The organism is Ramlibacter sp., assembly GCF_036676645.1.
Taxonomy (GTDB): Bacteria; Pseudomonadota; Gammaproteobacteria; order Burkholderiales; family Burkholderiaceae_C; genus Ramlibacter.
In genome coordinates this window covers 79,745-102,029 of the sequence record NZ_JAKFCM010000104.1, presented here as the reverse complement: position 1 = coordinate 102,029, position 22,285 = coordinate 79,745, and the positions used below count along the sequence as shown (strand labels likewise).

General features: G+C 70.8%; 23 protein-coding genes. 5 read left to right on the top strand and 18 right to left on the bottom strand.

Annotated elements, in window-relative coordinates; translation table 11 throughout:
• Nucleotides 1-135 precede the first annotated feature (135 nt).
• The 16 genes from V6M57_RS15705 to V6M57_RS15630 all read right to left on the bottom strand — a co-directional run bounded on the left by V6M57_RS15705 (nt 136) and on the right by V6M57_RS15630 (nt 15,910).
• A complete protein-coding gene (locus V6M57_RS15705; protein WP_332815936.1) occupies nt 136-726 on the bottom strand; it encodes a 2-hydroxychromene-2-carboxylate isomerase in 591 nt (196 codons plus the stop codon).
• Complete coding sequence (locus tag V6M57_RS15700; protein ID WP_332815935.1) at nt 726-1,448, bottom strand: SDR family oxidoreductase; 723 nt, start codon at nt 1,446-1,448, stop codon at nt 726-728. The genes V6M57_RS15705 and V6M57_RS15700 overlap by 1 nt, the downstream gene beginning before the upstream one ends.
• Nucleotides 1,449-1,450: 2 nt before the next feature.
• Nucleotides 1,451-2,260, bottom strand: coding sequence for an acyl-CoA thioesterase (locus tag V6M57_RS15695; RefSeq protein WP_332815934.1), 810 nt, complete (start codon nt 2,258-2,260; stop codon nt 1,451-1,453).
• A gap of 7 nt (nt 2,261-2,267) precedes the next feature.
• A complete protein-coding gene (locus tag V6M57_RS15690) occupies nt 2,268-3,473 on the bottom strand; it encodes an acetyl-CoA C-acyltransferase (protein ID WP_332815933.1) in 1,206 nt (401 codons plus the stop codon).
• 10 nt (nt 3,474-3,483) lie between these two features.
• Nucleotides 3,484-5,883, bottom strand: coding sequence for a 3-hydroxyacyl-CoA dehydrogenase/enoyl-CoA hydratase family protein (locus V6M57_RS15685; protein ID WP_332816130.1), 2,400 nt, complete (start codon nt 5,881-5,883; stop codon nt 3,484-3,486).
• A 97-nt stretch (nt 5,884-5,980) separates the two neighbouring features.
• Nucleotides 5,981-6,355, bottom strand: a complete 375-nt coding sequence (locus tag V6M57_RS15680; protein ID WP_332816129.1) for a DUF2147 domain-containing protein — start codon at nt 6,353-6,355, stop codon at nt 5,981-5,983.
• Between the two features lie 53 nt (nt 6,356-6,408).
• Nucleotides 6,409-8,205, bottom strand: coding sequence for an acyl-CoA dehydrogenase C-terminal domain-containing protein (locus V6M57_RS15675; RefSeq protein ID WP_332815932.1), 1,797 nt, complete (start codon nt 8,203-8,205; stop codon nt 6,409-6,411).
• A 4-nt stretch (nt 8,206-8,209) separates the two neighbouring features.
• Entirely contained in the window at nt 8,210-8,914 is a 705-nt protein-coding gene (locus V6M57_RS15670; protein ID WP_332815931.1) for a TetR/AcrR family transcriptional regulator, read from the bottom strand.
• Between the two features lie 101 nt (nt 8,915-9,015).
• The gene (locus tag V6M57_RS15665) at nt 9,016-9,330 is read right to left on the bottom strand and encodes a chaperone modulator CbpM (protein WP_332815930.1); all 315 of its coding nucleotides are present in this window, start codon (nt 9,328-9,330) and stop codon (nt 9,016-9,018) included.
• A gap of 2 nt (nt 9,331-9,332) precedes the next feature.
• Nucleotides 9,333-10,298 (bottom strand): DnaJ C-terminal domain-containing protein, encoded by a 966-nt coding sequence (locus V6M57_RS15660; RefSeq protein ID WP_332815929.1) that lies wholly within the window; start codon nt 10,296-10,298, stop codon nt 9,333-9,335.
• Nucleotides 10,299-10,415: 117 nt separating this feature from the next.
• Nucleotides 10,416-11,102, bottom strand: coding sequence for a ligase-associated DNA damage response endonuclease PdeM (gene pdeM / locus V6M57_RS15655; RefSeq protein WP_332815928.1), 687 nt, complete (start codon nt 11,100-11,102; stop codon nt 10,416-10,418).
• Nucleotides 11,103-11,156: 54 nt separating this feature from the next.
• Nucleotides 11,157-11,804, bottom strand: a complete 648-nt coding sequence (gene slmA, locus V6M57_RS15650; protein WP_332815927.1) for a nucleoid occlusion factor SlmA — start codon at nt 11,802-11,804, stop codon at nt 11,157-11,159.
• A gap of 101 nt (nt 11,805-11,905) precedes the next feature.
• Nucleotides 11,906-13,282, bottom strand: a complete 1,377-nt coding sequence (locus tag V6M57_RS15645) for an ATP-binding protein (RefSeq protein WP_332816128.1) — start codon at nt 13,280-13,282, stop codon at nt 11,906-11,908.
• A 47-nt stretch (nt 13,283-13,329) separates the two neighbouring features.
• Nucleotides 13,330-14,031, bottom strand: coding sequence for a response regulator transcription factor (locus V6M57_RS15640; protein WP_332815926.1), 702 nt, complete (start codon nt 14,029-14,031; stop codon nt 13,330-13,332).
• Between the two features lie 30 nt (nt 14,032-14,061).
• On the bottom strand, nt 14,062-14,952 hold the full coding sequence (gene argB, locus V6M57_RS15635; RefSeq protein WP_332815925.1) for an acetylglutamate kinase: 891 nt from the start codon (nt 14,950-14,952) through the stop codon (nt 14,062-14,064).
• Nucleotides 14,953-14,992: 40 nt separating this feature from the next.
• Complete coding sequence (locus tag V6M57_RS15630; RefSeq protein ID WP_332815924.1) at nt 14,993-15,910, bottom strand: SDR family oxidoreductase; 918 nt, start codon at nt 15,908-15,910, stop codon at nt 14,993-14,995.
• 46 nt (nt 15,911-15,956) lie between these two features.
• On the opposite strand from V6M57_RS15630, the gene V6M57_RS15625 reads away from it, so the two are divergent.
• Nucleotides 15,957-17,009, top strand: a complete 1,053-nt coding sequence (locus tag V6M57_RS15625; protein ID WP_332815923.1) for a CDP-6-deoxy-delta-3,4-glucoseen reductase — start codon at nt 15,957-15,959, stop codon at nt 17,007-17,009.
• 74 nt (nt 17,010-17,083) lie between these two features.
• On the opposite strand, the gene V6M57_RS15620 is transcribed toward V6M57_RS15625, so the two are convergent.
• Nucleotides 17,084-18,052: an NAD(P)-dependent oxidoreductase gene (locus V6M57_RS15620; RefSeq protein WP_332815922.1), complete on the bottom strand. Its 969-nt coding sequence runs from the start codon at nt 18,050-18,052 to the stop codon at nt 17,084-17,086.
• A 107-nt stretch (nt 18,053-18,159) separates the two neighbouring features.
• Between V6M57_RS15620 and galU the strand changes: the two genes are divergently transcribed.
• The gene (galU, locus tag V6M57_RS15615; protein ID WP_332815921.1) at nt 18,160-19,047 is read left to right on the top strand and encodes a UTP--glucose-1-phosphate uridylyltransferase GalU; all 888 of its coding nucleotides are present in this window, start codon (nt 18,160-18,162) and stop codon (nt 19,045-19,047) included.
• Between the two features lie 25 nt (nt 19,048-19,072).
• Here galU and V6M57_RS15610 read toward each other — a convergent pair whose 3' ends face one another.
• Entirely contained in the window at nt 19,073-19,300 is a 228-nt protein-coding gene (locus tag V6M57_RS15610; protein WP_332815920.1) for a sulfurtransferase TusA family protein, read from the bottom strand.
• A 117-nt stretch (nt 19,301-19,417) separates the two neighbouring features.
• Between V6M57_RS15610 and rfbB the strand changes: the two genes are divergently transcribed.
• Genes rfbB through rfbA form a run of 3 tightly spaced genes read left to right on the top strand, consistent with a single transcriptional unit; the run spans nt 19,418 to nt 22,284 of the window.
• Complete coding sequence (gene rfbB, locus V6M57_RS15605) at nt 19,418-20,482, top strand: dTDP-glucose 4,6-dehydratase (RefSeq protein ID WP_332815919.1); 1,065 nt, start codon at nt 19,418-19,420, stop codon at nt 20,480-20,482.
• Entirely contained in the window at nt 20,479-21,393 is a 915-nt protein-coding gene (gene rfbD, locus V6M57_RS15600) for a dTDP-4-dehydrorhamnose reductase (RefSeq protein ID WP_332815918.1), read from the top strand. The genes rfbB and rfbD overlap by 4 nt, the downstream gene beginning before the upstream one ends.
• Nucleotides 21,394-21,396: 3 nt before the next feature.
• Nucleotides 21,397-22,284, top strand: a complete 888-nt coding sequence (gene rfbA / locus V6M57_RS15595; protein WP_332815917.1) for a glucose-1-phosphate thymidylyltransferase RfbA — start codon at nt 21,397-21,399, stop codon at nt 22,282-22,284.
• Nucleotide 22,285 lies beyond the last annotated feature (1 nt).

Here is a 22,285-nt window from a genome sequence, read left to right as displayed (position 1 = left end):
CTTGCTCCACCAAGCTGTGCACACCCGGCACACGGCGTTCCATGGCTGGGTCCAGTGCCACCGCGGAACCGGCTCTGCCGGGCCGCTGGTGGCGCCCCTTGAGGGGAGGCGCCGAAGGCGCTTCGGGGTGGTCGTTCATCTCAGGCTCTCCTTCACGAAATCGAGGCGGTCCTGGCCCCAGAACATCTGGTCGCCCACGAAGAAGGTGGGCGCACCGAACACGCCGCGGGCCACGGCTTCCTGGGTGGCGGCCTTGAGCCGCTCCTTCACCGCCGGGTCCTGCGTCAGGGCCAGCAACGCCTGTGGCTCGAAACCGGCTTGCTGCAGGACGGCAGCAACCTCGGCCGGCTCGTTCATGTCGCGGCCGTCGACCCAGATCGCGCGCATCACCGCATCGACGCAGGGCCGCAACTTTTCCGGCTGGCGCATCTGCAGGCCGACGGCAGCGCGCATCAGCATCAGCGTGTTGATCGGGAAATGCGGATTCAGCCGGAACGGGACGCCGTACCGGGCCGCATGCCGGGCCAGGTCCTGCTCCATCCAGCGGCTCTTGGCCGGCACCTCCATCGGCGAGCGGTTGCCGGTGGCCTGGAACACGCCGCCCAGCAGCATGGGCCTGTCGTGCACGGTGGCGCCGGTCTCGGCGGCGATGCGCGGCATTTGCGTCCAGGCCAGGTAGGCCGCCGGGCTGCCGACGTCGAAGTAGAACTCCACGCTCTTGCTCATCAGAACTTCTCCATCCAGGGCCTCAGGTCGAGTTCGTGGGTCCAGGCATCGCGCGGCTGCCGGTGCAGCATCCAGTACTGGTCGGCGATGTGCTCGGGGTTCAGGATTCCCTCCTGGTCCTTGAGCGCGTAGCGCTCGGGGAAATTCTCGCGGATGAAGGCGGTGTCGATGGCGCCGTCGATCACCACGTGGGCCACGTGGACGCCGCGCGGCCCCAGTTCCCGTGCCATGCTCTGGGCCAGCGCGCGCAGCGCATGCTTGGCGCCGGCGAAGGCGGCGAACTGGGCGCCGCCGCGCATCGAGGCCGTCGCACCGGTGAACAGGATGGTCCCGCGCCCGCGTGCGACCATCCGGCGCGCCACCTCGCGGCCGTTGAGGAAACCGGCGAGGCAGGCCATTTCCCAGACCTTGAAGTAGCGCCGCGCGGTCTCGTCCAGGATGCTGGCGCGCACGTTGGCGCCGATGTTGAACGCCAGCACCTCGATCGGACCGATCTCCGACTCGATGCGCTCGACCAGCGCCACCACGTCATCTTCCTTGCGTGCATCGCTGCCGAAGCCCTGCGCCTGGCCGCCCTCGGCGCGGATCCGGTCGACCAGCGGCTGCAGCGATTCGGCGCTGCGGCGCGTCACGCAGGCGGTGAAGCCTTCGCGCGCGAAGCGCCGGGCGATGGCGCCACCGGTGGCGTCGCCGGCGCCGATGACGAGTGCGACGGGGGTCATGCTCACTCCTTGTAGTAGACGACCTGGTGCGTGGTGGCCAGCAGGTCGCCGGCCTCGTTCCAGAGTTGCGCGGTCTGGTCGAAATAGCCGCCGCGGAAGGCCTGGGCCTGCGCCTGCCCCAGCAGGTGGCCCTCGCCGACCTGCGAAAGCTGCGCCGCGCCGGCATGGAAATAGACCGTCATCGTCACGGTGCCGATCGGCACGAACACCGGCCGGCGGCGCCAGATGCGCGGGAAGAACACGTCGGCCAGTGCCGTGAGCGAAGCGAAGTCCAGCGCCCGCGGCGGGTCGTCGCGCATCCACAGGCGGGTGCGGCTGTCGCCCAGGTCGTGCCCGTGCCAGTCGACCGGGAGCGCCCCGTCGACGAAGCGCATCTCGTAGCGCTTGACCCACTCGACGCGGGCAGGGCCCTGGGCCAGCGGCACGTCGGCCGGCCTCGGCACCGCCGGCAGAGGGTGTTCGACCGCGCCCCAGGTGTCGCGCCGCAGCGCGGTGAACACGGTGCCGGTCAGCACCGCCTGGCTGTCCTGCAGCATCTGCACGGACCAGTGCTGGGTGGAGCGGTTGGTGCGAGCCGGCGTGGCCACGACCTCGAAGGGGCCGTCGGCGACGGCCGACGCGAAATTCACCGTCAGGGCCACGGGCTCGCCCAGCAGGGCCGGATGGCGCAGCACGGCGGCCAGCGCCTGGGCCGCGGTGACGCCGCCGAACGGCCCCACCATGTTGGCGTAGGCCGGGCTGGTCTGCCCCTGCCAGCGGCCCTCGCCGGCGTCGGACAGTGCGATGGCGGCGTCGAACGCGTGGGCCGTCACGTCGCGCCTAGACCCGCTCGAAGATGCCGGCAGCGCCCTGGCCCATGCCCACGCACATGGTGACCATGCCGTACTTCAGGTTCCTGCGGCGCAGCGCGTGCACGACGGTCGCGGAGCGGATGGCGCCGGTGGCGCCCAGCGGGTGGCCCAGGGCAATGGCGCCGCCCATCGGGTTCACCCTGGCCGGGTCCAGACCGAGCGTGTTGATCACCGCCAGCGACTGCGCCGCGAAGGCTTCGTTCAGCTCGATCCAGCCCATGTCGTCCTGCTTCAGGCCGGCGGCCTTCAGCGCGGCGGGGATGGCCTCGACCGGGCCTATGCCCATGATGTGCGGCGGCACGCCGCGGCTGGCATAGCCGACGAAGCGCGCGAGCGGCTGCAGGTCGAAGCGCTTGAGCGCGGCTTCGCTCACCACGATCAGCGCCCCGGCGCCGTCGGAGGTCTGGGAGCTGTTGCCGGCGGTCACGCTGCCGCGGGCGGCGAACACGGTCTTGAGCCTGGCCAGGCCTTCGACCGTGGTGTCGGGGCGGGCGCCCTCGTCCAGGTTCACCGTGCGGGTCTTCACTTCGATCTCCGCCGATTCGAGGTCGACCGACCGGTCGCTCACTTCCACCGGGGTGATCTCGTCGGCGAACTCGCCGGCCTTCATCGCCGCCAGCGCCTTCATGTGCGACCGGTAGGCGAACTCGTCCTGCGCCGCGCGCCCGACCTTCCACTGCTGCGCCACCTTCTCGGCGGTCAGGCCCATGCCGTAGGCGATGCCGTAGCTCTCGATGTCGTCGGGGTTGGAGAAGATCGCCGGCGAGAGCGAGGGCGCGTTGCCCATCATGGGCACCATGCTCATGCTCTCGGTCCCGGCGGCGATCATCACGTCGGCTTCGCCGACGCGGATGCGGTCGGCCGCGATCTGCACCGCCGACAGGCCGGAGGCGCAGAAGCGGTTGACCGTGATGCCGCCCACGCTCTTGGGTAGGCCGGCCAGCACCGCGCCGATGCGCGCCACGTTCAGCCCCTGCTGGGCCTCGGGAATCGCGCAGCCGCAGATCACGTCCTCGATCGCGTTCGGATCGAGGCCGGGCGCCTGCGCCAGCGCCGAGCGCAGCACGGTGGCCAGCAGGTCGTCCGGCCGGGTGTTGCGGAAGTAGCCGCGGTGCGAGCGCCCGATGGGCGTGCGGGTGGCGGCGACGATGTAGGCGTCCTGTACTTGCTTCATGTCCTGTCCCTCAGTTCCTGACCGGCTTGCCCGTGTTCAGCATGCCCAGGATGCGCTCCTGGGTCATGGGGTGCTGCACGAGTTCGCAGAAGGCCTGGCGCTCCAGGGTCATGAGGTACTCCTCGCTCACCAGGGTGCCGGCGTCGACCTCGCCGCCGGTGACCACGTTGGCGATCAGCGAGGCGATGCGGAAGTCGTGCGCGCTGATGAAGCCGCCGTCGCGCAGGTTGACCAGCTGGCCCTGGATGGTGGCCTTGCCGCTGCGGCCGGCCACCGGGAACAGGCGCTTGAGCGGTGCCCGCCAGCCGGCGTCGAACATGGACTTCGCTTCCTGGATCGCCACGTACAGCAGCTCGTCCTTGTTGGGCACGACGATGTCGCTGTCCAGCAGGTAGCCGATCCTGCGCGACTCGAGCGCGCTGGTGCCCACCTTGGCCATGGCGGCCGCGGTGAAGCCCTCGGTCAGGAACGGCAGCAGGTCCTTGTGGGTGGACTGCGCCTGCGCCTCGGCGGCGCGCCGCGCGATGTAGGCCAGGCCGCCCGCACCCGGAACGAGGCCGACTCCGACCTCCACCAGGCCGATGTAGCTTTCCATGGCCGCCACGCGCCGCGCCGAGTACAGGCCCAGCTCGCAGCCCCCGCCCAGGGCCAGCCCCCGGATGGCCGACACCACCGGCACGCCGGCATAGCGCAGCCGCAGCATGGTCTGCTGCATGAAGCCTTCGGCGTCCTCGATGGCACTCACGCCCACCGCCAGGAAGGCCGGCAGGGTCGCTTCCAGGTCGGCGCCGGCGCTGAAGGGCTCGTCGCCCGACCAGATCACCAGGCCCTGGTAGTCCTTCTCCGCCGTCTCGATCGCCAGTTGCAGGCCTTCGCACACCTCGGGGCTGATGGTGTGCATCTTGGTCTTGAGGCTGGCGATCAGCACGTCGCCCTCCAGGGTCCAGACGCGGACGTTCCTGTCCTCGTGCACCGTGGTGCCGGCCGTCTCGAACGTCGCCTCCCCGCTGCCCCGCACCGTCTCGGGGAAGTGCTGGCGCCGGTAGACCGGCAGCAGGCGGCGCGGCTCGAATTGGCCGCTGGTTGGGTTCCACGAACCCTCGGGGGTGTGCACGCCCCCCGCCTCGGCCACCGGGCCCTTGAACACCCACTCGGGCAGCGGCGCCTTCGACAAGGCCTTGCCTTCATCGATGTCCTGCTGGATCCATCGAGCGACCTGCAGCCAGCCGGCTTCCTGCCACAGCTCGAAGGGACCCTGCTTCATGCCGAAGCCCCAGCGCATGGCGAAGTCCACGTCGCGCGCGGTGTCGGCAATCGTGGCCAGGTGGACCGCGGCGTAGTGGAAGCTGTTGCGCAGGATGGCCCAGAGGAACTGCCCCTGCGGCCCTTCGCTCTCGCGCAGCAGCTTCAGGCGCTCGCCCGCGGGCTTCTTGAGCATGCGGCCGTAGACTTCATCGGCCTTCTGGCCACCGGGCACGTAGTCCTTCGATTCCAGCTCGAAGCGCAGCACGTCCCGGCCGACCTTCCTGTAGAAGCCGGCCTTGGTCTTCTGGCCCAGGTGGCCCATCTCCAGCAGCACCTCGAGCACCTCGGGCGTGCCGAAGCTGTCGTAGAAGGGATCGGTCTCGGCGCTCAGGTTGTCCTGCAGCGTCTTGATCACGTGGGCCATGGTGTCCAGGCCCACCACGTCGGCGGTGCGGAACGTGCCGCTGGAGGCGCGGCCCAGCTTCTTGCCGGTGAGGTCGTCGACCACGTCGTAGGTGAGGCCGAACTGCTCGACCTCGCGCATGGTGGCCAGCATGCCGGCGATGCCGACCCGGTTGGCGATGAAGTTGGGCGTGTCCTTGGCCCGCACCACGCCCTTGCCCAGCCCGCTGGTGACGAAGGTCTCCAGGTCGTCCAGGACCTGCGGCTGCGTCGTCGGGGTCGCGATCAGCTCCACCAGGTACATATACCGCGGCGGGTTGAAGAAGTGGATGCCGCAGAAGCGCGGCTTGATCGCATCGGGCAGCGCTTCGGACAGCTTGGTGATCGACAGGCCCGAGGTGTTGGAGGCGACGATCGCGTGCGGCGCCACGTGCGGCGCGATCTTCCTGTACAGCTCCAGCTTCCAGTCCATGCGCTCGGCGATGGCCTCGATCACCAGGTCGCATTCGCCCAGCAGGGCCATGTGCTCCTCGTAGTTGGCCGGCTGGATCAGCGCGGCGTCCTCGGCCACGCCCAGCGGCGAAGGCTTGAGCTTCTTGAGCCCTTCCACCGCCTTGGTGACGATGCCGTTCTTCGGGCCTTCCCTGGCCGGCAGGTCGAACAGCACCACCGGCACCTTCACGTTCACGAGGTGGGCGGCGATCTGCGCGCCCATCACGCCGGCGCCGAGCACGGCGACCTTTCTCACCTGGAAGCGGCTCATCGTCGCGGCCCTTTCGCTGCCGGCCGCAGGCGCGGCGTCGTGTTCCTTGTACATCTCACTCTCCGGTTCCCTCCCCGCCCGGGAAGGGGAAAGACATCTACTCGACCCGCACCCAGGCCTGCGTGCGGCCGAACGGGCCGATCGAACCGCGCACGTCCAGGCGCTTGCCGCCGTCCTGCGGTGTCAGGCGCAGCGCGTAGTCGCGGCCGTTCTCCGGATCGAGGATCTTGCCGCCCTCCCAGACGTCCTTGCCGTCCGCCTTGCGGGCGCCGCGGATGATCTCCAGCCCGTCCAGCCGCTGGCCCTTCCGGTCGTCGGTGCACTCGTCGCAGACCGCATCGGGCCTGGCGTTCTTCGCCAGGCGCCGCACGATGCGGCCGTTGACCACGCCGTTGGCCTCGGTGATGCGAATCTCGGCCTTGACCTCGCCGGTCTTGTCGTCCACGTTGCGCCACAGTCCGACCGGCGACATCTGCGCGACGGCGGTGCCGGCGGCCAGCAGGCCGCCCAGGAGGACCACCGCCCTCACGCCAGCGCCTCGTCGGTCTCGAGCAGGACCCTGGCGCCCGAACGCGCCGTGCGCATCAGCGTGGCCGTCTCGGGGAACAGGCGGGCGAAGTAGAAGCGTGCCGTCTGCAGCTTGGCCTTGTAGAACGGGTCGGAGTTGCCGGCCGCGATCTCGCGCAGCGCGACCTGGGCCATGCGCGCGAACAGGTAGCCGAACACCAGGTGGCCGGCCACGCGCAGGTAGTCCACCGCGGCGGCGCCCACCTCGTCCGGGTTCTGGAAGCCCTTGAAGCCGATCTCGGTGGTGAACTTGGTCATCTGCTCGCCCAGCAGCGCGATCGGGTTGATGAACTCGGCCATCTTCTCGTTCACGCCCTCCTCCTCGACCAGCTGGGCGACCAGCTTGCCGAACTTCTTGAGCGTGGCACCCTGGTTGCCCAGCACCTTGCGGCCCAGCAGGTCCAGCGACTGGATCGTGTTGGTGCCCTCGTAGATCATGTTGATGCGGGCATCGCGCACGTACTGCTCCATGCCCCATTCCTTGATGTAGCCGTGGCCGCCGAACACCTGCAGGCAGGCCGAGGTGGCGATCCAGCCGTTGTCCGTGATGAAGGCCTTGACGATCGGCGTGAGCAGCGCCACCAGCTCGCCGGCGTCCTTGCGCACCTTCTCGTCCGGATGGTTCAGCTCGCGGTCGATCAGCTGCGCGCTCCACAGCGCGAGCGCCCGGCCTCCCTCGGCATAGGCCTTGGCGGTCAGCAGCATCTTGCGCACGTCGGGGTGCACGATGATCGGGTCGGCCGGCTTGTCCTTGGCCTTGGGACCGGACAGAGAGCGCATCTGGATCCGATCCTTGGCGTAGGCCAGCGCATTCTGGTAGGCGACCTCGGTCAGGCCCAGTGACTGCATGCCCACGCCCACGCGCGCGGCATTCATCATCACGAACATGGCCTGCAGCCCCTTGTTCGGCTCGCCCACCAGCGTGCCGGTGGCGCCGTCCAGCACGATCTGCGCGGTGGCGTTGCCGTGGATGCCCATCTTGTGCTCCAGGCCACCGCAATGCACGCCGTTGCGCGCGCCCAGCGAGCCGTCGGCGTTGATGTTGAACTTGGGCACGATGAACAGGCTGATACCCTTGCTGCCCTTGGGCGCGTCCGGCAGGCGCGCGAGCACCAGGTGGACGATGTTGGGCACGAAGTCGTGCTCGCCGGCCGAGATGAAGATCTTGTTGCCGGTGATCCGGTAGCTGCCGTCGGCCTGCGGTTCGGCCCTGGTGCGCAGCAGGCCCAGGTCGGTGCCGCAGTGCGGCTCGGTCAGGCACATGGTGCCGGTCCACTCGCCGCTCACCAGCCGGGGCAGGTAGGTCTTCTTCTGCTCCGGCGTGCCGTGCGCGCGCAGCGCGGCGTAGGCGCCGCTGGTCAGGCCCGGGTACATGGTCCAGGCCTGGTTGGCGGCGTTGAGCATCTCGTAGAAGGCCTGGCTCACCACCACCGGCAGGCCCTGGCCGCCGAAGGCGGGATCGCATGACAGCGCCGGCCAGCCGCCCTCGACGTATTTCGCGTAGGCCTCCTTGAAGCCCTGGGGCGTGGCGACCTCGTGCGTGGCCCGGTCGAGCCGGCAGCCTTCCTCGTCGCCGCTGATGTTGAGCGGGAAGATCACCTCGCTGGCGAACTTGCCGCCCTCCTCCAGCACGGCATCGATGGTGTCGGCGTCGACCTCGGCGAAGGCCGGCATGGCCTTGTACTCGTCGGCGACCTTGAGCACCTCGTGCATGACGAACTGCATGTCGCGCAGGGGCGGGGCGTAGCTGGGCATGGGATCACTCCTTGTGGGCGTTCTTGCTGTGGCGTTGGGGGCGGTGGGGGCGGCCGTCGACCGCATCCGCGCCGTAGCGGCGCAGGATGTTGTCGAAGCCGGTGTTGGCGCGCGCGATGGAGCCGGGGCTGCGCAGGAAGCGCGCCTCGTAGTGCAGGGCCAGGATCAGTCCGTGGATCTCGAACAGCATCTGCTCGATGTCGGTGCCGGCGCGCAGGTGGCCCTCGTCGCGCGCGCCGGCGATGGCGCGCTTCATCGCGGCATGCCAGGTCATGACGGAGCTGGCCAGGGCATCGCGCACCGGGCCGGGACGATCGTCGAACTCGACGGCGCCGCTGATGTAGATGCAGCCCGAATCGATCTCCACCGAGGTGCGCTTCATCCAGTTGGCGAACAGCGCGCGCAGCCGCGGCAGCCCGCGCGGCTCGTTCAGCGCGGGATAGAACACCTCGTCCTCGAAGCGCGCGTGGTACTCGCGGATGACCGAGATCTGCAACTCCTCGCGCGAGCCGAAGTGGGCGAACACGCCCGACTTGCTCATCTGGGTCACCTCGGCCAGCGCACCGATGGACAGGCCTTCCAGCCCGATCTGCGTGGCCAGCCCGAGGGCGGCATCGACGATCGCGGCCTTGGTCTGCTGGCCCTTCTGCAGGGCACGACCGTCGCGCGCGGGGCGCGAGCGCTTCAGGGGCAGCTCGGTGACGGACATGGAGGTGGAGAATAAAACGAACGATCGTTCTATTCTGCAGGAAAACGCGGCAACCCTCCCAACCCTTCCGGCCTCTAGGGGCACCGGCCTAGAAAGCCGGCTCAGGGGCCCGGATCGCCACCTTCGAGCATCTGCAGCCGGCGGCGCAGCAGGGCCACTTCCTCCATCAGGTCGGCCGCCAGCGCGGCCAGCTGCGGATCGGCGCCGAAGCCCGATTCCAGCTTCGCGACCCGGCGCGCCCGAACCAGCGTGGCGCTGTCGAAGCGCCACTGCCCACCCTGCCCGCTGGCGCGCAGCACGCCCGCCTGCACGTGCTCCTGCACCCAGGCCACCTGCACACCGCACAGGCGCGCGACTTCCTCGACCGACAAGGCGGCATCGCCGAGCACTTCGACTTCACGGATCTCTTCACGCATGCTCATCCTCCGCCGGCGGCCCGGCGCACCTCGAAACCGGGGTAGCTGGCGCGCAGCGCCTCCCAGGCGGCGCGCTGCGCATCGGTGACGGCGGGCGGCGCCACCAGCTCCAGTTCCAGGTACAGGTCGCCCGGCGGGGCGGAAGGAAGGCCGCGGCCCTTCAGGCGCAGCTTGCGACCGGCGCCGGAACCCGCCGGCACCTGCACCTCCACCACGCCGGCCGGCGTGGCGACCTCGACGGGACCGCCCAGCGCGGCCTCCCAGGCCGCCAGCGGCACCCGCTGGTAGACGTCGCGACCCTCGGCGCGCCAGCGTGGATCGGGCCGGAACACCACTTCCAGCAGCAGGTCCCCCGCCGGCCCGCCGTTCAGGCCCGGGTTGCCCTGGCCGGCCAGGCGGATGTGCTGGCCTTCGCGCACGCCCCGGGGGATGCGCACCTGCAACTGCCTCTGCTCGCGGTGCAGGCGTCCCTGTGGATCGAGCCGGCCGCTTTGCAGCGCCAGGGTGCGCTCGACCCCGCGGTAGGCATCGAGCAGATCCAGCTCGACCCGCGCGTAATGGTCTTCGCCTCGCAAGGGCCCCGCTGCGGCGCGCGCACCGTGGCCGCCGGTACTGCGTTGCCGGGCCGCGCGCCCGAACAGCTGCTCGAAGAAGTCGCTGTAGGCCTCCTCGGAAACGCCCTCGCTGCCGCTGAACTCCCAGCCGGCATCCCAGTTGGGCGGAGGCTGGAAACCGCCGCCCGCGCGCGCCTGCGGCTGGCTGGCGAGCTGGTCATAGGCGGCGCGCTTCTCGGGGTCGGACAGGACGGCGTTGGCTTCGTTCACTTCGGCCATGCGCGCGGCCGCACCGGCTTCCTTGCTGACGTCGGGGTGGTACTTGCGTGCCAGCCTGCGATAGGCCTTGCGGATGTCGTCCCCGGTGGCGTCGCGCGCCACGCCGAGCACCTGGTAGTAGTCCTTGAAATCCATGCGGCAGCCCTTCGTGCGGGATTGTCGGGAGCGGGCCGCGGCGCCAGCCGCCGCGGCAGCATGTGCAAAAGCGTCTTGCCAAGTGTTTCGGCGCCGGCGGGCCGCGCTCAGGCCGGGTCAGGCGGCAGGCAGCGGCCGCAGCACGCCGTCGGCGATCGCGTAGATGCGGTCGCCGGGCACGCGCCGGATCGGGTGCATGCCGGTGAAGCTGCCGAACGCCGGCAGCACGCCGACCGCGCGCTGCGGCTGAGCGCCACTGTCGTCGCCCAGCCAGAAGCAGGGCAGGCGCAGGCGATCGAAGGCGCGGCCGCCGAGGCCGACGCAGGGGTGCCAATGCCCGGCCAGGACGTAGCGCCCCGCCGCCGGTTCCGGGTGGTGGCACAGGGCGAACGAGCCCAGCAGCAGCGGCTCTCCGGTCGCTTCGATGCCCAGCGAGGCGGGCGGGTCGCCCGCCCGGGCATCGTGATTGCCGCGCACCAGCGTCAGGTCCAGCGCGGCATGGCGATCGCGCCAGGCCTGCAGCGCGGCCAGGGTTTCGCGCGCATGCGAGCGGCGCGAGTGCAGGAAATCGCCCAGGAAGACGACCCGGCGCGCCGAAGTGCTGGCCAGGGCCCGCGACAGCGCATCCAGCGTGGCGCCGGTGGTGGCCTCCGGCACCGGCACGCCCAGCCGGCGGTAGCTCACCGCCTTGCCGAAGTGCGCGTCGGCAACCAGCAGCGCGCCGTGCGCCGGCAGCAACAGCGCGCCGGTCGGGTGCAGCAGCGCGTCCTCGCCGGCGAGTCGGATGCGGTGCAGGGCGGACATGCGAGGCGCCGGCCGCAGCGGCGGCAGGGCGGACGGACCAGGCGTGCCGGCGGCTCAGCCCAGCATGAAGCCCAGGCTGGCGTCCAGGTGCTCCGACGGGCTGCGCCGGAAGCCGGAGCGGGCAAAGCGCTGCAACCGGCCCACCACGAAAGCGGTGAGCATGGAAGCGCGCACCTGCGCGTCGACCGTGGGGGTGGCGGAGGGCTCGGCGCCGGCCTCGCGCAGGCACTGCTTGAGCGTGGACTCGATCTTGTCGAAGAACTGGTTCATGCGCTGCTGCAGGCGCTCGTTCTCGAACACCAGCGCATCGCCCACCATCACGCGCGTCATGCCGGGGTTCTTCTCGGCGAACTGCACCACCATGGTGACGATGCGCGCAGCCTGGCGGCTGCCGGCCTCCGGGCCGCCCTCGCGCTCCTGGATCTGGTTGACCAGCGTGAACACGCTCTGCTCGATGAATTCGATCAGGCCCTCGAACATCTGGGCCTTGCTGGCGAAATGGCGGTACAGGGCCGCTTCGCTGACCTCCAGCCGCGCCGCCAGCGCCGCCGTGGTGATGCGCTCGGCGCCGGGTTGCTCCAGCATCATCGCCAGCGCCTGCAGGATCTGCACCCGCCGCTCGCCCGGCTTGGGGCGCTTGCGCGCGGGCGCCGCGGCCTCGGCGGCGGGAACTGCGGGCGTGCTGAGCTCGGCTTCGGACATGGCTTGGCAATGGATCAGTTGGCGGCATTCTCGCACACCGATGGGGCGCTGCTGACGCCCAGGGTGCGTGCGGCAGCGCGGCTGCGCGCCCAAGTGCGCGCTTACAACGCCAGCAACAGCCGCGCGCGCAGGCCGCGTCCGCCGGCGCCCGCGCCCAGTTCCAGCTGGCTGTGGTGCACGCGCGCGATCTCCTGCGCGATCGCCAGCCCCAGGCCATTGCCCTCGCCGGCCGTGCCCTGCACCCGGTAGAAGCGCTCCAGCACCCGCCCGAGCTCGGCTTCGGGCACGCCGCGCCCGTCGTCCTCCACCTCCAGGAACGCCTGGCCGGCCTGCACGCCGCAGCGCAGGGTGACCGTGCCGCCCTCGGGCGTGTACTTGACGGCGTTGTCGACCAGGTTGGCCAGCAGCTCGCGCAGCAGCCACTCATGACCCATCACCTGTACCGGCGCAGCCTCCAGCCCCAGGTCGATGCGGCGCGCGCCGGCGGCGTCCAGGTGCGCGCCCAGGATGTCCTCGCACAGCGACTTCAGGTCGACGCGGTGCAGGGGCTGGGCCTGCATGGTCCGCGCGTCGGCCCGCGAGAGGGCCAGCAGCTGGTTGGCCAGCTGGGAGGTGCGCCGGGTGGCGCCGCGCAGCTTGTGCACCTGCTCCGCCGGCAACTCCATCCGCCCATCCGGTCCGGCATGGCCGGCCGCCTGCGCCCACGCCTCCACCTGCGCCTGCAGGGCGGCCAGCGGCGTGCGCAACTGGTGCGCCGCGTCGGCGATGAAGCGGCGCTGGCTCTCGGCCTGGGCATTCACCATCCCGAACAGCCGGTTGAGCGACTGCACCAGCGGCCGCACTTCCTCCGGCGAGCCGCCCTCGTCCAGGGCGCTCAGGTCGCGCGGCGAGCGCCGCTCCACCGCATCCTTCAGGGCCAGCAGCGGCCGGAGCGCCCGCTCGACCGCCCAGCCCACCGTGACGGCGGCCGCCGCAATCAGCACCAGGTTGGGCAGCAGCACCTTCAGCAGGATCGAGCGGGCCCACTGCTGGCGCGGATCGGAACCGTCCGCGATGGCCACCGCCACGTCCCCGACCACCGTCCGCTGGCGCTGGCGCGCAATCCGCCAGGTGATGCCGTCGAATTGCTCGCTGTGGAATTCGAGCTGGGTGTCCGGCGGCGGCAGCGCCGCCAGCCACTCGTCGCCCAGCAGCAGCTTGCCGTCCGGGTCGGTGATGGCGAAAGTGGCGGGGCCGGGCCGCTCCCTGAGGAACTCCTGCACGCTGGGCGCCATCATCAGCACCAGCGCCTCGTCGGGGCCGCTGCCCTGGCCGATGACCGAGTCGGCGAGCAGCGGCACCAGGGCCTGCAGCCGGCGGTCCTGCTGCAGCGCGACGTCGTCGGCCGAGCCGTACGCGAACCAGGCGTTGCCCAGCGCCAGCAGCACCAGCGGCACCAGCAGCATCACCGTCAGGCGGCGCCGCAGGCCGGACAGCATGCGCTCGCCCGGGGCGCGCTGCACCGGACCGGGAGCGCGGAAGTACATCATGGAGCGGCGGGCTCCTGCAGTTCCAGCCGGTAGCCGAAGCCGCGGATGGAGCGCAGCGCCACCCCGTGCGGCTCGAGCTTGCCGCGCAGCCGCGAGATGTAGACCTCCACGGCGTTGGGCGTGATCTCCTTGTCCCAGCCGGTCAGGGCCTGCAGCAGCTTCTCCTTGCTGGCCGGCTTGGGTGCGTGCATCAACAGGTACTCCAGCACCGTCCACTCGCGCGGGCCCAGCTCGATGGTGCTGCGCCGGTCCTGGTGCACCGCGCTGGCGCGGCGGTTGGCGGTGTCCAGCTCCACCGGACCGAAGCTGAGCACGGCGCTGGTGGCCGCCTGCGACCGCCGCAGCAGCGCCCGCAGGCGCGCCAGCAGCTCCGGCAACTCGAACGGCTTGATCATGTAGTCGTCGGCGCCCAGGTCCAGGCCCTGCACCCGGTCCTGCAAGGCGTCGCGCGCGGTCAGGATCAGCACCGGCACCTTGCGGCTGGCCATGCCCGGCTTGCGCAGGCGGCGGGTCAGCTCCAGGCCGTCCATGTTGGGCAGCCCGATGTCGATCACGGCGACGTCGAACACCTCGGCGCGCAGCACCTCCTCGGCGCGCTCGCCGCTGCCGACCCAGTCGACCGCGTAGCCGGCGTCGGTCAGCCCCAGCTTGATGCCGCTGGCGACCATCACGTCGTCCTCGACGAGCAGCAGACGCACTTCAGCTCCCGCAGCCGGACTTCGGGGGATTCATTTCGAGCGGATCATGGTCCCGTAGGCCTGCTCGGTCAGGATCTCCAGCAGCATCGAGTGCGGCACCCGGCCGTCGATGATGTGCACCGAGTTCACGCCGTTGCGGGCCGCTTCCAGCGCGCCGCTGATCTTGGGCAGCATGCCGCCGGACAGCGTGCCGTCGGCGAACAGGCCGTCGATCTCGGCCGCGCTCAGCTCGGTGAGCAGCTGGCCGTTCTTGTCCAGCACGCCCGGCGTGTTGGTCAGCAGCACCAGCTTCTCGGCCTTCAGCACGGTGGCCAGCTTGCCGGCGACCACGTCGGCGTTGATGTTGTAGCTCTCGTTCTCCTCGCCGAAGCCGATCGGGCTGATCACCGGGATGAACTGGTCGTCCTGCAGCGCCTTCACCACGGCCGGCTCGATGGCGATGATGTCGCCGACCTGGCCGACGTCGTGCTCCTTGCTCGGGTCCTGGTTGTCGACCATCTTCAGCTTGCGGGCGCGGATCATGCCGCCGTCGCGGCCGGTCAGGCCCACCGCCTTGCCGCCGGCCTGGTTGATCAGGCCGACGATGTCCTGCTGCACCTCGCCGGCCAGCACCCACTCGACCACCTCCATGGTCTCGGCGTCGGTCACGCGCATGCCCTGGATGAATTCGCCCTTCTTGCCCAGCCGCTTGAGCGCCTGCTCGATCTGCGGGCCGCCGCCGTGCACCACCACGGGGTTCATGCCCACCAGCTTGAGCAGCACCACGTCTTCGGCGAAGTCGGCCTGCAGCCCCGGGTCGGTCATCGCGTTGCCGCCGTACTTGATCACCATGGTCTTGCCATGGAACTTGCGGATGTAGGGCAGCGCCTGGGCCAGGATCTCGGCCTTGTCGCGCGGGGTGATCGAGGAGAGGTCGCTCATGCCGAAATTGTAGGGTCGGCACCCCGCGCCTCCTGCGGGGCTACAGCCCCTCGCGCACCGTGGGGTGCCGCAGCCGCAGCCGCAACTCGCGCTTGAGGCGGCCGTTGTCCAGCCGGCGCGACTCGCCCATGAAACTCAGGAGCAGGGGCGCCAGCTGCTCGCGCGCCTGCTCGCGCGTGATGCGCGGCGGCCGCGGCAGGCCGTAGCGGTCCGCCGCCAGGTCGAACCAGTCGCCCATCTTCAGCTCGGTGTCGTCCGCGACGTTCACCACCCGCTGCGGGCGGCCGCGCCAGAGTGCCGCGGCGACGGCCCGCGCCAGGTCGTCGGCGTGGATGTGGCTGGTGTAGACGTCGTCCTCGGGCCGCAGCACCGGCGTGCCCTTGAGGAGCCGCTCGCGGGGCGTGCCGCCCTCGCGGTCGGGCGCATAGATGCCGGGCACGCGCAGGATGGCGGCCCGCACGCCGGCGGCGCGGCCGAAGTACCGCACCGCCCGTTCGGCGTCGGCGCGGCGCTGCGCCCGGGCCGTGCGGGGGGCGATGGATCGCGATTCACCGACCTTGTCGCCGCCGCAGTCGCCGTACACGCCGGTGGTCGACGCATACACCAGTGCGGCCGGCGGCGTGCGCAGGCGCAGCGCCTGCAGCAGGGCCGAGGTGCGGGGATCGCGCCAGGCCGGCTCCCGGTCGGACGGGGGCGGCGCCAGGTGGACCACGCGCGTGGCCAGCCCCGCCAGCCGGGCCAGGGTGCGGGGCCGGTCGAGGTCGCCGGCCAGCGGCGTGAGGCCCTGCGCGCGCAGGGCACCGATGCGCGCGGGCGACGAAGTCAGGGCGAGCAGCCGCACCCGCCCGCGCAGCTCGCGCGCGACGCGCAGGCCCACGTCGCCGCAGCCGACGACCAGGATGCGCTCGCGCCGGAAGCGCGCGGGGCGCGCGCCCAGGGGACTCTGGTTCGAGGGCAAAATACCGGCTTCGTCGAGTGAAAACCAGCTCCGAGGATACACAGACATGACCAGCGCCGAGGCCGCAGCCGGCCCCTTCCAGGTGACCGTGCAGCCCAGCGGCCGGACCTTCAGCGCCAATGCCGACGAAGCCCTGCTGGCCGCCGCCATCCGCCAGGGCATCGGCATGCCGTACGGCTGCAAGGACGGCGCCTGCGGCTCGTGCAAGTGCCGCAAGCTCGAAGGCGAGGTGGTCCACCGTGCGCACCAGAGCAAGGCGCTGAGCGCCGAGGAGGAAGCGGCCGGCTACGTGCTGACCTGCAGCGCCTTCGCCCTGACCGACGTGGTGCTGGAATCGCGCCAGGTCACCGACGAGAGCGCCTTCCCGATCAAGAAGATGCCCTCGCGCGTGATCGCGCTGGAGAAGCGCTCGCACGACGTGATGGTGGTGAAGCTGCAGCTGCCCGCCAACGACACCCTGCGCTACCACGCCGGGCAGTACGTCGAATTCATCCTGCGCGACGGCTCGCGCCGCAGCTACTCGATGGCCAACGCGCCGCACAACGGGCCCGGGGTGGAACTGCACATCCGCCACATGCCCGGCGGCAAGTTCACCGACCACGTGTTCGGCGCGATGAAGGAAAAGGAGATCCTGCGGGTGGAAGGCCCGTACGGCAGCTTCTTCCTGCGCGAGGACTCCGGCAAGCCCATGGTCCTGCTGGCCTCGGGCACCGGCTTCGCGCCGATCAAGGCCCTGATCGAGCACATGCAGCACAAGGGCATCACCCGGCCGGCCACGCTCTACTGGGGTGGCCGCCGTCCGGGCGACCTGTACCTGGACGACTGGGTGCGGGCGCGCTGCGCCGAGATGGCCCACCTGAAGTACGTGCCGGTGATCTCCAACGCGACCCCCGAGGACAACTGGACCGGCCGGACGGGCTTCGTGCACAAGGCGGTGCTGGAGGACTTTCCCGATCTTTCGGGCCACCAGGTCTATGCCTGCGGCGCGCCCATCGTGGTCGATTCCGCCCGCGCCGAATACAGCGCCCTGGCCGGCCTGCCCCCCGAGGAGTTCTACGCCGACGCCTTCACCACCGAGGCCGACAAGCACCGCGATTAGGCCGCCGGGAGGGCGGCCGCGCGAAGCATCGTCAGGATGGCGAAGCGCAAGGCGCGGCGGCGCCTTGCGGGCGATCAGACCCCCAGGTCCATCGTCCCCGTGGGCGTGGGTTCGAACACCGCACTGCCCGGCTCAGACAGTGTCTCGTGGATGCGGTGCGCCACGTACCAGCTGGCGCGCAGGCGCGCCTCGCGGGTGTGGGAGCCCAGGCGCGGGGTGAGGAACAGGTTGCCGCACTCGTGCAGCGGCGAGCCGCGCGAGGCGAAGCCCGATTCGGCGCCGTCCAGCAGCGCGGCCTCGATGCGCCCGTCGTTCAGGGCCCGGGCGAAGGCGTGCGCGTCGTACAGGTGCGAGCGGCTGATGCCCACCCACAGCTGACCCGGCTTGCAGTGGGCCAGCAGCTTGTCGTTGATGAAGCCCTGGTAGCGCGAGGCGTACATCACCTGCACCGAGATCGAGTCGGCGTTGGCCACCAGCTCCTGCAGGCCCACCGGCTGGATCTTCAGGCGCGCCCAGATCGGGGCCGTGTGGTGCACGGCCGGGTCGTAGCCGATCAGCCGTGCGCCCAGCGAATGCAGCATCAGCGCCAGCGTGTGCGCGGTGGGCCCGAGCCCGAGGATGCCGACCACGCTGCCACTGAGCTCGCGCCCGAGGCGGATCTCGGCATGGCGGTCGCCGTTGACGGCCGCGCCGATGCCGCGCCGGTACAGCATCAGCAGGCTGGCCAGCAGGTATTCGGCGTTGGAGCGCACGTTGGCCGTGCTGGACTGGATGACCCGGACCTTGCGGGCCCGGCAGGCCTCCAGGTCGGTGTTGTCGGTGCCCACGTGCATGCGCGCCACCGCCTTGAGCATGGGCGCGAAGTCGAGGAACTCCTGCGTGACCACCACCTTGCGCGGCAGCACCACGGCCCGTGCCTTGTACACGGCCTTGCGCAAGGCGCTGGGGTCGGCGGCCAGGTCGCCGCGCGACTCGACGCCGTAGCGCTCCTGCAGCCATGCCAGCGCTTCGGGGACGAGGCGGTCGACCAGTAAGATGTCCAAGGTGGGTTGGGTCCTTGTCCGACAGGGATTTCAGCCCGGGACAACGGCTGAGGCCTGCAACTCGTGAAAAACTGCGCGGACTTTAACCAAGATCAACTTTCAAGGCTATGAAGAATGTCACGAGGATCAACAAGGCCGTCTTCCCGGTAGCCGGCCTGGGCACGCGCTTCCTGCCGGCCACCAAGGCCATCCCCAAGGAGATGCTGCCGGTCGTCGACAAGCCGCTGATCCAGTACGCGGTGGAAGAGGCGTACGAGGCCGGCATCCGGCACATGGTGTTCGTCACCGGCCGCAGCAAGCGGGCCATCGAGGACCACTTCGACAGCTCGCCCGAACTGGAGATGGAGCTGCAGGCCGGCGGCAAGAAGGAGCTGCTGGAGCTGGTGCGATCGATCGCGCCGGCCGACATGGCCTGCTCGTACGTGCGGCAGCCGCGCGCCCTCGGCCTGGGGCACGCGGTCCTGTGCGCGGCGCCGATCGTGGGCAACGAGCCCTTCGCGGTACTGCTGCCCGACGACCTGATGACCGGCCCCGAAGGCGGACCGTCGGTGCTGGCGCAGATGGTGCGGCAGTTCGAGCGCACGCCCACCTGCATCCTGGCGGTGCAGGAAGTCCCGCGCGAGCACGTCCGCCGCTACGGCATCGTGGCCGGCAAGGCCGTGGGCGAGCGCCTCACCCGGGTCGACCGGATGGTGGAAAAACCCGACCCGGATTCGGCGCCCTCGCGCATGGGCGTGGCCGGGCGCTACGTGCTGACGCCCGCCGTCTTCGAGATGATCCGCACCAACCCGCGCGGCGCCGGCGGCGAGATCCAGCTCACCGACGGCATCGCCCGGCTGATGGAGGGCGAGGGCGTGCACGCCTTCCTGTACGAAGGGCGGCGCTACGACTGCGGCAGCAAGGACGGCTTCCTGCAGGCAACGGTCGATTTCGCGCTGCAGAACCGCGAGCTCGGGCCCGCTTTCCGCGAATACCTCAAGGGCCTCGGAGCCTGAGACCGGCGACTGCGCCGGGGGCTTTCTAGCGGCGCTTCAGGACGTGGATGAACTCCTCGCCCTGCTGTTGCTGCTCGACCAGCTCGTTGCCGGTCTGGCTCGCAAAGGCCTGGAAGTCGCGCAGCGACCCGGGGTCGGTGGCGACCACCTTGAGGAGCTGGCCCGACTGCATGTCCGTCAGCGCCTTCTTGGCGCGCAGGATGGGCAGCGGGCAGTTCAGGCCGCGCGTGTCGATTTCCTTGTCGATGTTCATCGTGCGCCCCCGGGATGATCTGCGTCTGCGCTCGATTCTAGGCGGCCCGGGAAGAAGTTCAGCCGGGGGCGCGGATGGGCATTTGCTATCGTCGGGGTCTTGCTTCGCAGGCCTTGCATGATCCTCGTCACCGGCGGCTGCGGATTCATCGGATCCGCCTTCATCCTCGACTGGCTGGCCCAGGGCGGCGAGCCGGTCCTCAACCTCGACCTGCTCACCTACGCCGGCCACCTCGGCAACCTGCGCGCCGTGGAATCGGACCCGCGCTACCGCTTCGTGCATGGCGACATCGCCGACGGTACGCGGGTCGCGGCCCTGCTGGGCGAGCACCGGCCGCGGGCGATCGTCCATTTCGCCGCCGAAAGCCACGTCGACCGCTCCATCGCCGGGCCGCAGGCGTTCATCCACACCAACGTGGTGGGCACCACGCGGCTGCTGCAGGCGGCCCACGAGCACTGGAGCCGGCTGCCGCCGGGCGAGGCGCAGGCCTTCCGCTTCCTCAACGTCTCCACCGACGAGGTGTTCGGTTCGCTGGGCGCCAGCGAACCCGCGTTCACCGAGGCGCACCCCTACCAGCCCAACAGCCCGTATTCGGCCTCCAAGGCCTCGGCCGACCATTTCGCGCGGGCCTGGTGCCACACCTTCGGGCTGCCGGTGATCACCACCAACTGCTCCAACAACTACGGCCCGCGCCAGTTCCCCGAGAAGCTGATCCCGCTGACGATCCACAACGCCCTGGCCGGCCAGCCGCTGCCGGTGTACGGCGACGGGCTGCAGGTGCGCGACTGGCTGCACGTGGGCGATCACTGCGCGGCGCTGCGGGCGGTGCTGGAGCGCGGCCGCCCCGGCGAGACGTACAACATCGGCGGGCGCGCCGAGCGGACCAACCTGGAAGTGGTGCACACCATCTGCGGGGTGATCGACGAGGCGCGACCGGGCCGCACCCACGCCGAGCTGATCCGGCACGTGGGCGACCGCCGCGGCCACGACCGCCGCTACGCCATCGACGGCAGCAAGATCGCGCGCGAGCTGGGCTGGCAACCGGCCGTCGCCTTCGAGCAGGGTATCCGCGACACGGTGCAGTGGTACCTCGCCAATGCCGGGTGGGTCGAATCCGTCACCAGCGGCGCCTACCGGCGCTGGGTCGAGCAGCAGTACCCGGCCCTGAACGCCGCCGCATGAAGATCCTGCTGTTCGGCGCCCGCGGCCAGGTCGGCTGGCAGCTGCAGCGCAGCCTGGCGGTGCTGGGCGAGGTGGTGGCGCTGGACCGGCACAGCACCGGCGCGTGCGGCGACCTGCGCAACGCGGAAGGCATCGCCGCAACGGTGGCCCAGGTGGCCCCGCAGGTCGTGGTCAATGCCGCCGCCTACACCGCGGTCGACCGGGCCGAGGACGAGCCGGATCTCGCGTTCGCGATCAATGCGCGGGCCTGCGAGGCGCTGGCCCGCGCCGCGGCCCGCATCGATGCGTGGGTGATCCACTACTCCACCGATTACGTGTACGACGGCAGCGGCGAGCAGCCCTGGCGCGAAGGGGACCCGGCCGGCCCGCTGGGCGTGTACGGCCGCAGCAAGCTGGCGGGCGACGAGGCGATCGCGCGCGAGACCCCGCGCCACCTGGTCCTGCGCACCAGCTGGGTGTTCGACAGCTGGGGCCAGAACTTCGCCAAGAGCATCCTCAAGGCCGCGGCCGTGCGCGACGAACTGGCGGTCGTGGCCGACCAGTGGGGCGCGCCGACCCGCGCGGCCCTGATCGCCGACGTCACGGCGCATGCGCTGCGCGTGCTGCGCGACCGGCCCGATCCGCAGGCGCTGGCCGGCCTCTACCACCTGGCCGCGTCGGGATTCACCAACTGGCACGAGTACGCCCTGCTGCTGCTGCGCGAGGCCCAGTCGCGCGGCCTGCCGCTGCGGGCCAGGCCCGACCGGGTGCGGGCGATCCCGGCTTCCGACTACCCCGTGCGGGCCGCCCGCCCGGGCAACTCCCGGCTGGACACGAGCCGCCTTCGCCAGGCCTTCGGGCTGCGCCTGCCGCCCTGGCAGGACGGCGTGCGGGCCGTCGTCGCCGAAATCGCGCACCACCGCGCCAACTGACCCATGCCCACGAACAAGCCCGCCCGCAAGGGCATCGTCCTGGCCGGCGGCGCCGGCACCCGGCTGCACCCGGCCACGCTGGCCATCTCCAAGCAGCTGCTGCCGGTGTTCGACAAGCCCATGGTCTATTACCCGCTGGCCACGCTGATGCTGGCGGGCATCCGCGAGGTGCTGCTGATCAGCACGCCGCAGGACACGCCGCGCTTCGAGCAGCTGCTGGGCGATGGGAGCCAGTGGGGCATGCAGATCTCGTATGCCGTGCAGCCGCGCCCCGAGGGGCTGGCGCAGGCGTTTCTCATCGGCCGCGACTTCCTGGCCGGCGCCCCCAGCGCCCTGGTGCTGGGCGACAACATCTTCTACGGACACGACCTGGTGCGGCTGCTGCGGCGGGCCAACGACAGCGCCGAAGGCGCCACCGTGTTCGCCTACCACGTGCGCGACCCGCAGCGCTACGGCGTGGTCGCGTTCGACGAGCACGGCCGGGCCACCTCGATCGAGGAAAAGCCCGCGCAGCCCAGGAGCAACTGCGCCGTGACCGGCCTGTACTTCTACGACGGCGAGGTGTGCGACATCGCGGCCCAGGTGCGCCCTTCGGCGCGCGGCGAGCTGGAGATCACCAGCGTCAACCAGCACTACCTGGCGCGCGGCCGCCTGCACGTGGAGACCATGGGCCGCGGCTTCGCCTGGCTGGACACCGGCACCCACGAGAGCCTGCTGGAGGCCACCCAGTTCATCCATACGCTGGAGCAGCGCCAGGGCCTGAAGGTGGCCTGCCCGGAGGAAATCGCCTGGCGCAACGGCTGGATCGACGACGCCGCGCTGCAGGCCCTGGCCGAGCCGCTGGGCAAGAGCAGCTACGGCGCCTACCTGCAGGCGCTGCTGAAGGGCTGAG

Bases quoted from the DNA above. Each gene is read 5' to 3' on its own strand.
- V6M57_RS15700 (WP_332815935.1), bottom strand. From the start codon at position 1,448: ATGACCCCCGTCGCACTCGTCATCGGCGCCGGCGACGCCACCGGTGGC.
- V6M57_RS15670 (WP_332815931.1), bottom strand. From the start codon at position 8,914: ATGTCCGTCACCGAGCTGCCCCTGAAGCGCTCGCGCCCCGCGCGCGAC.
- galU (WP_332815921.1), top strand. From the start codon at position 18,160: ATGAAGAATGTCACGAGGATCAACAAGGCCGTCTTCCCGGTAGCCGGC.
- V6M57_RS15705 (WP_332815936.1), bottom strand. From the start codon at position 726: ATGAGCAAGAGCGTGGAGTTCTACTTCGACGTCGGCAGCCCGGCGGCC.
- slmA (WP_332815927.1), bottom strand. From the start codon at position 11,804: ATGTCCGAAGCCGAGCTCAGCACGCCCGCAGTTCCCGCCGCCGAGGCC.
- argB (WP_332815925.1), bottom strand. From the start codon at position 14,952: ATGAGCGACCTCTCCTCGATCACCCCGCGCGACAAGGCCGAGATCCTG.
- pdeM (WP_332815928.1), bottom strand. From the start codon at position 11,102: ATGTCCGCCCTGCACCGCATCCGACTCGCCGGCGAGGACGCGCTGCTG.
- V6M57_RS15610 (WP_332815920.1), bottom strand. From the start codon at position 19,300: ATGAACATCGACAAGGAAATCGACACGCGCGGCCTGAACTGCCCGCTG.
- V6M57_RS15645 (WP_332816128.1), bottom strand. From the start codon at position 13,282: ATGCTGTCCGGCCTGCGGCGCCGCCTGACGGTGATGCTGCTGGTGCCG.
- V6M57_RS15680 (WP_332816129.1), bottom strand. From the start codon at position 6,355: ATGTCGCCGGTCGGACTGTGGCGCAACGTGGACGACAAGACCGGCGAG.
- V6M57_RS15665 (WP_332815930.1), bottom strand. From the start codon at position 9,330: ATGCGTGAAGAGATCCGTGAAGTCGAAGTGCTCGGCGATGCCGCCTTG.
- rfbB (WP_332815919.1), top strand. From the start codon at position 19,418: ATGATCCTCGTCACCGGCGGCTGCGGATTCATCGGATCCGCCTTCATC.
- V6M57_RS15690 (WP_332815933.1), bottom strand. From the start codon at position 3,473: ATGAAGCAAGTACAGGACGCCTACATCGTCGCCGCCACCCGCACGCCC.
- rfbA (WP_332815917.1), top strand. From the start codon at position 21,397: ATGCCCACGAACAAGCCCGCCCGCAAGGGCATCGTCCTGGCCGGCGGC.
- rfbD (WP_332815918.1), top strand. From the start codon at position 20,479: ATGAAGATCCTGCTGTTCGGCGCCCGCGGCCAGGTCGGCTGGCAGCTG.
- V6M57_RS15625 (WP_332815923.1), top strand. From the start codon at position 15,957: ATGACCAGCGCCGAGGCCGCAGCCGGCCCCTTCCAGGTGACCGTGCAG.
- V6M57_RS15660 (WP_332815929.1), bottom strand. From the start codon at position 10,298: ATGGATTTCAAGGACTACTACCAGGTGCTCGGCGTGGCGCGCGACGCC.
- V6M57_RS15675 (WP_332815932.1), bottom strand. From the start codon at position 8,205: ATGCCCAGCTACGCCCCGCCCCTGCGCGACATGCAGTTCGTCATGCAC.
- V6M57_RS15685 (WP_332816130.1), bottom strand. From the start codon at position 5,883: ATGAGCCGCTTCCAGGTGAGAAAGGTCGCCGTGCTCGGCGCCGGCGTG.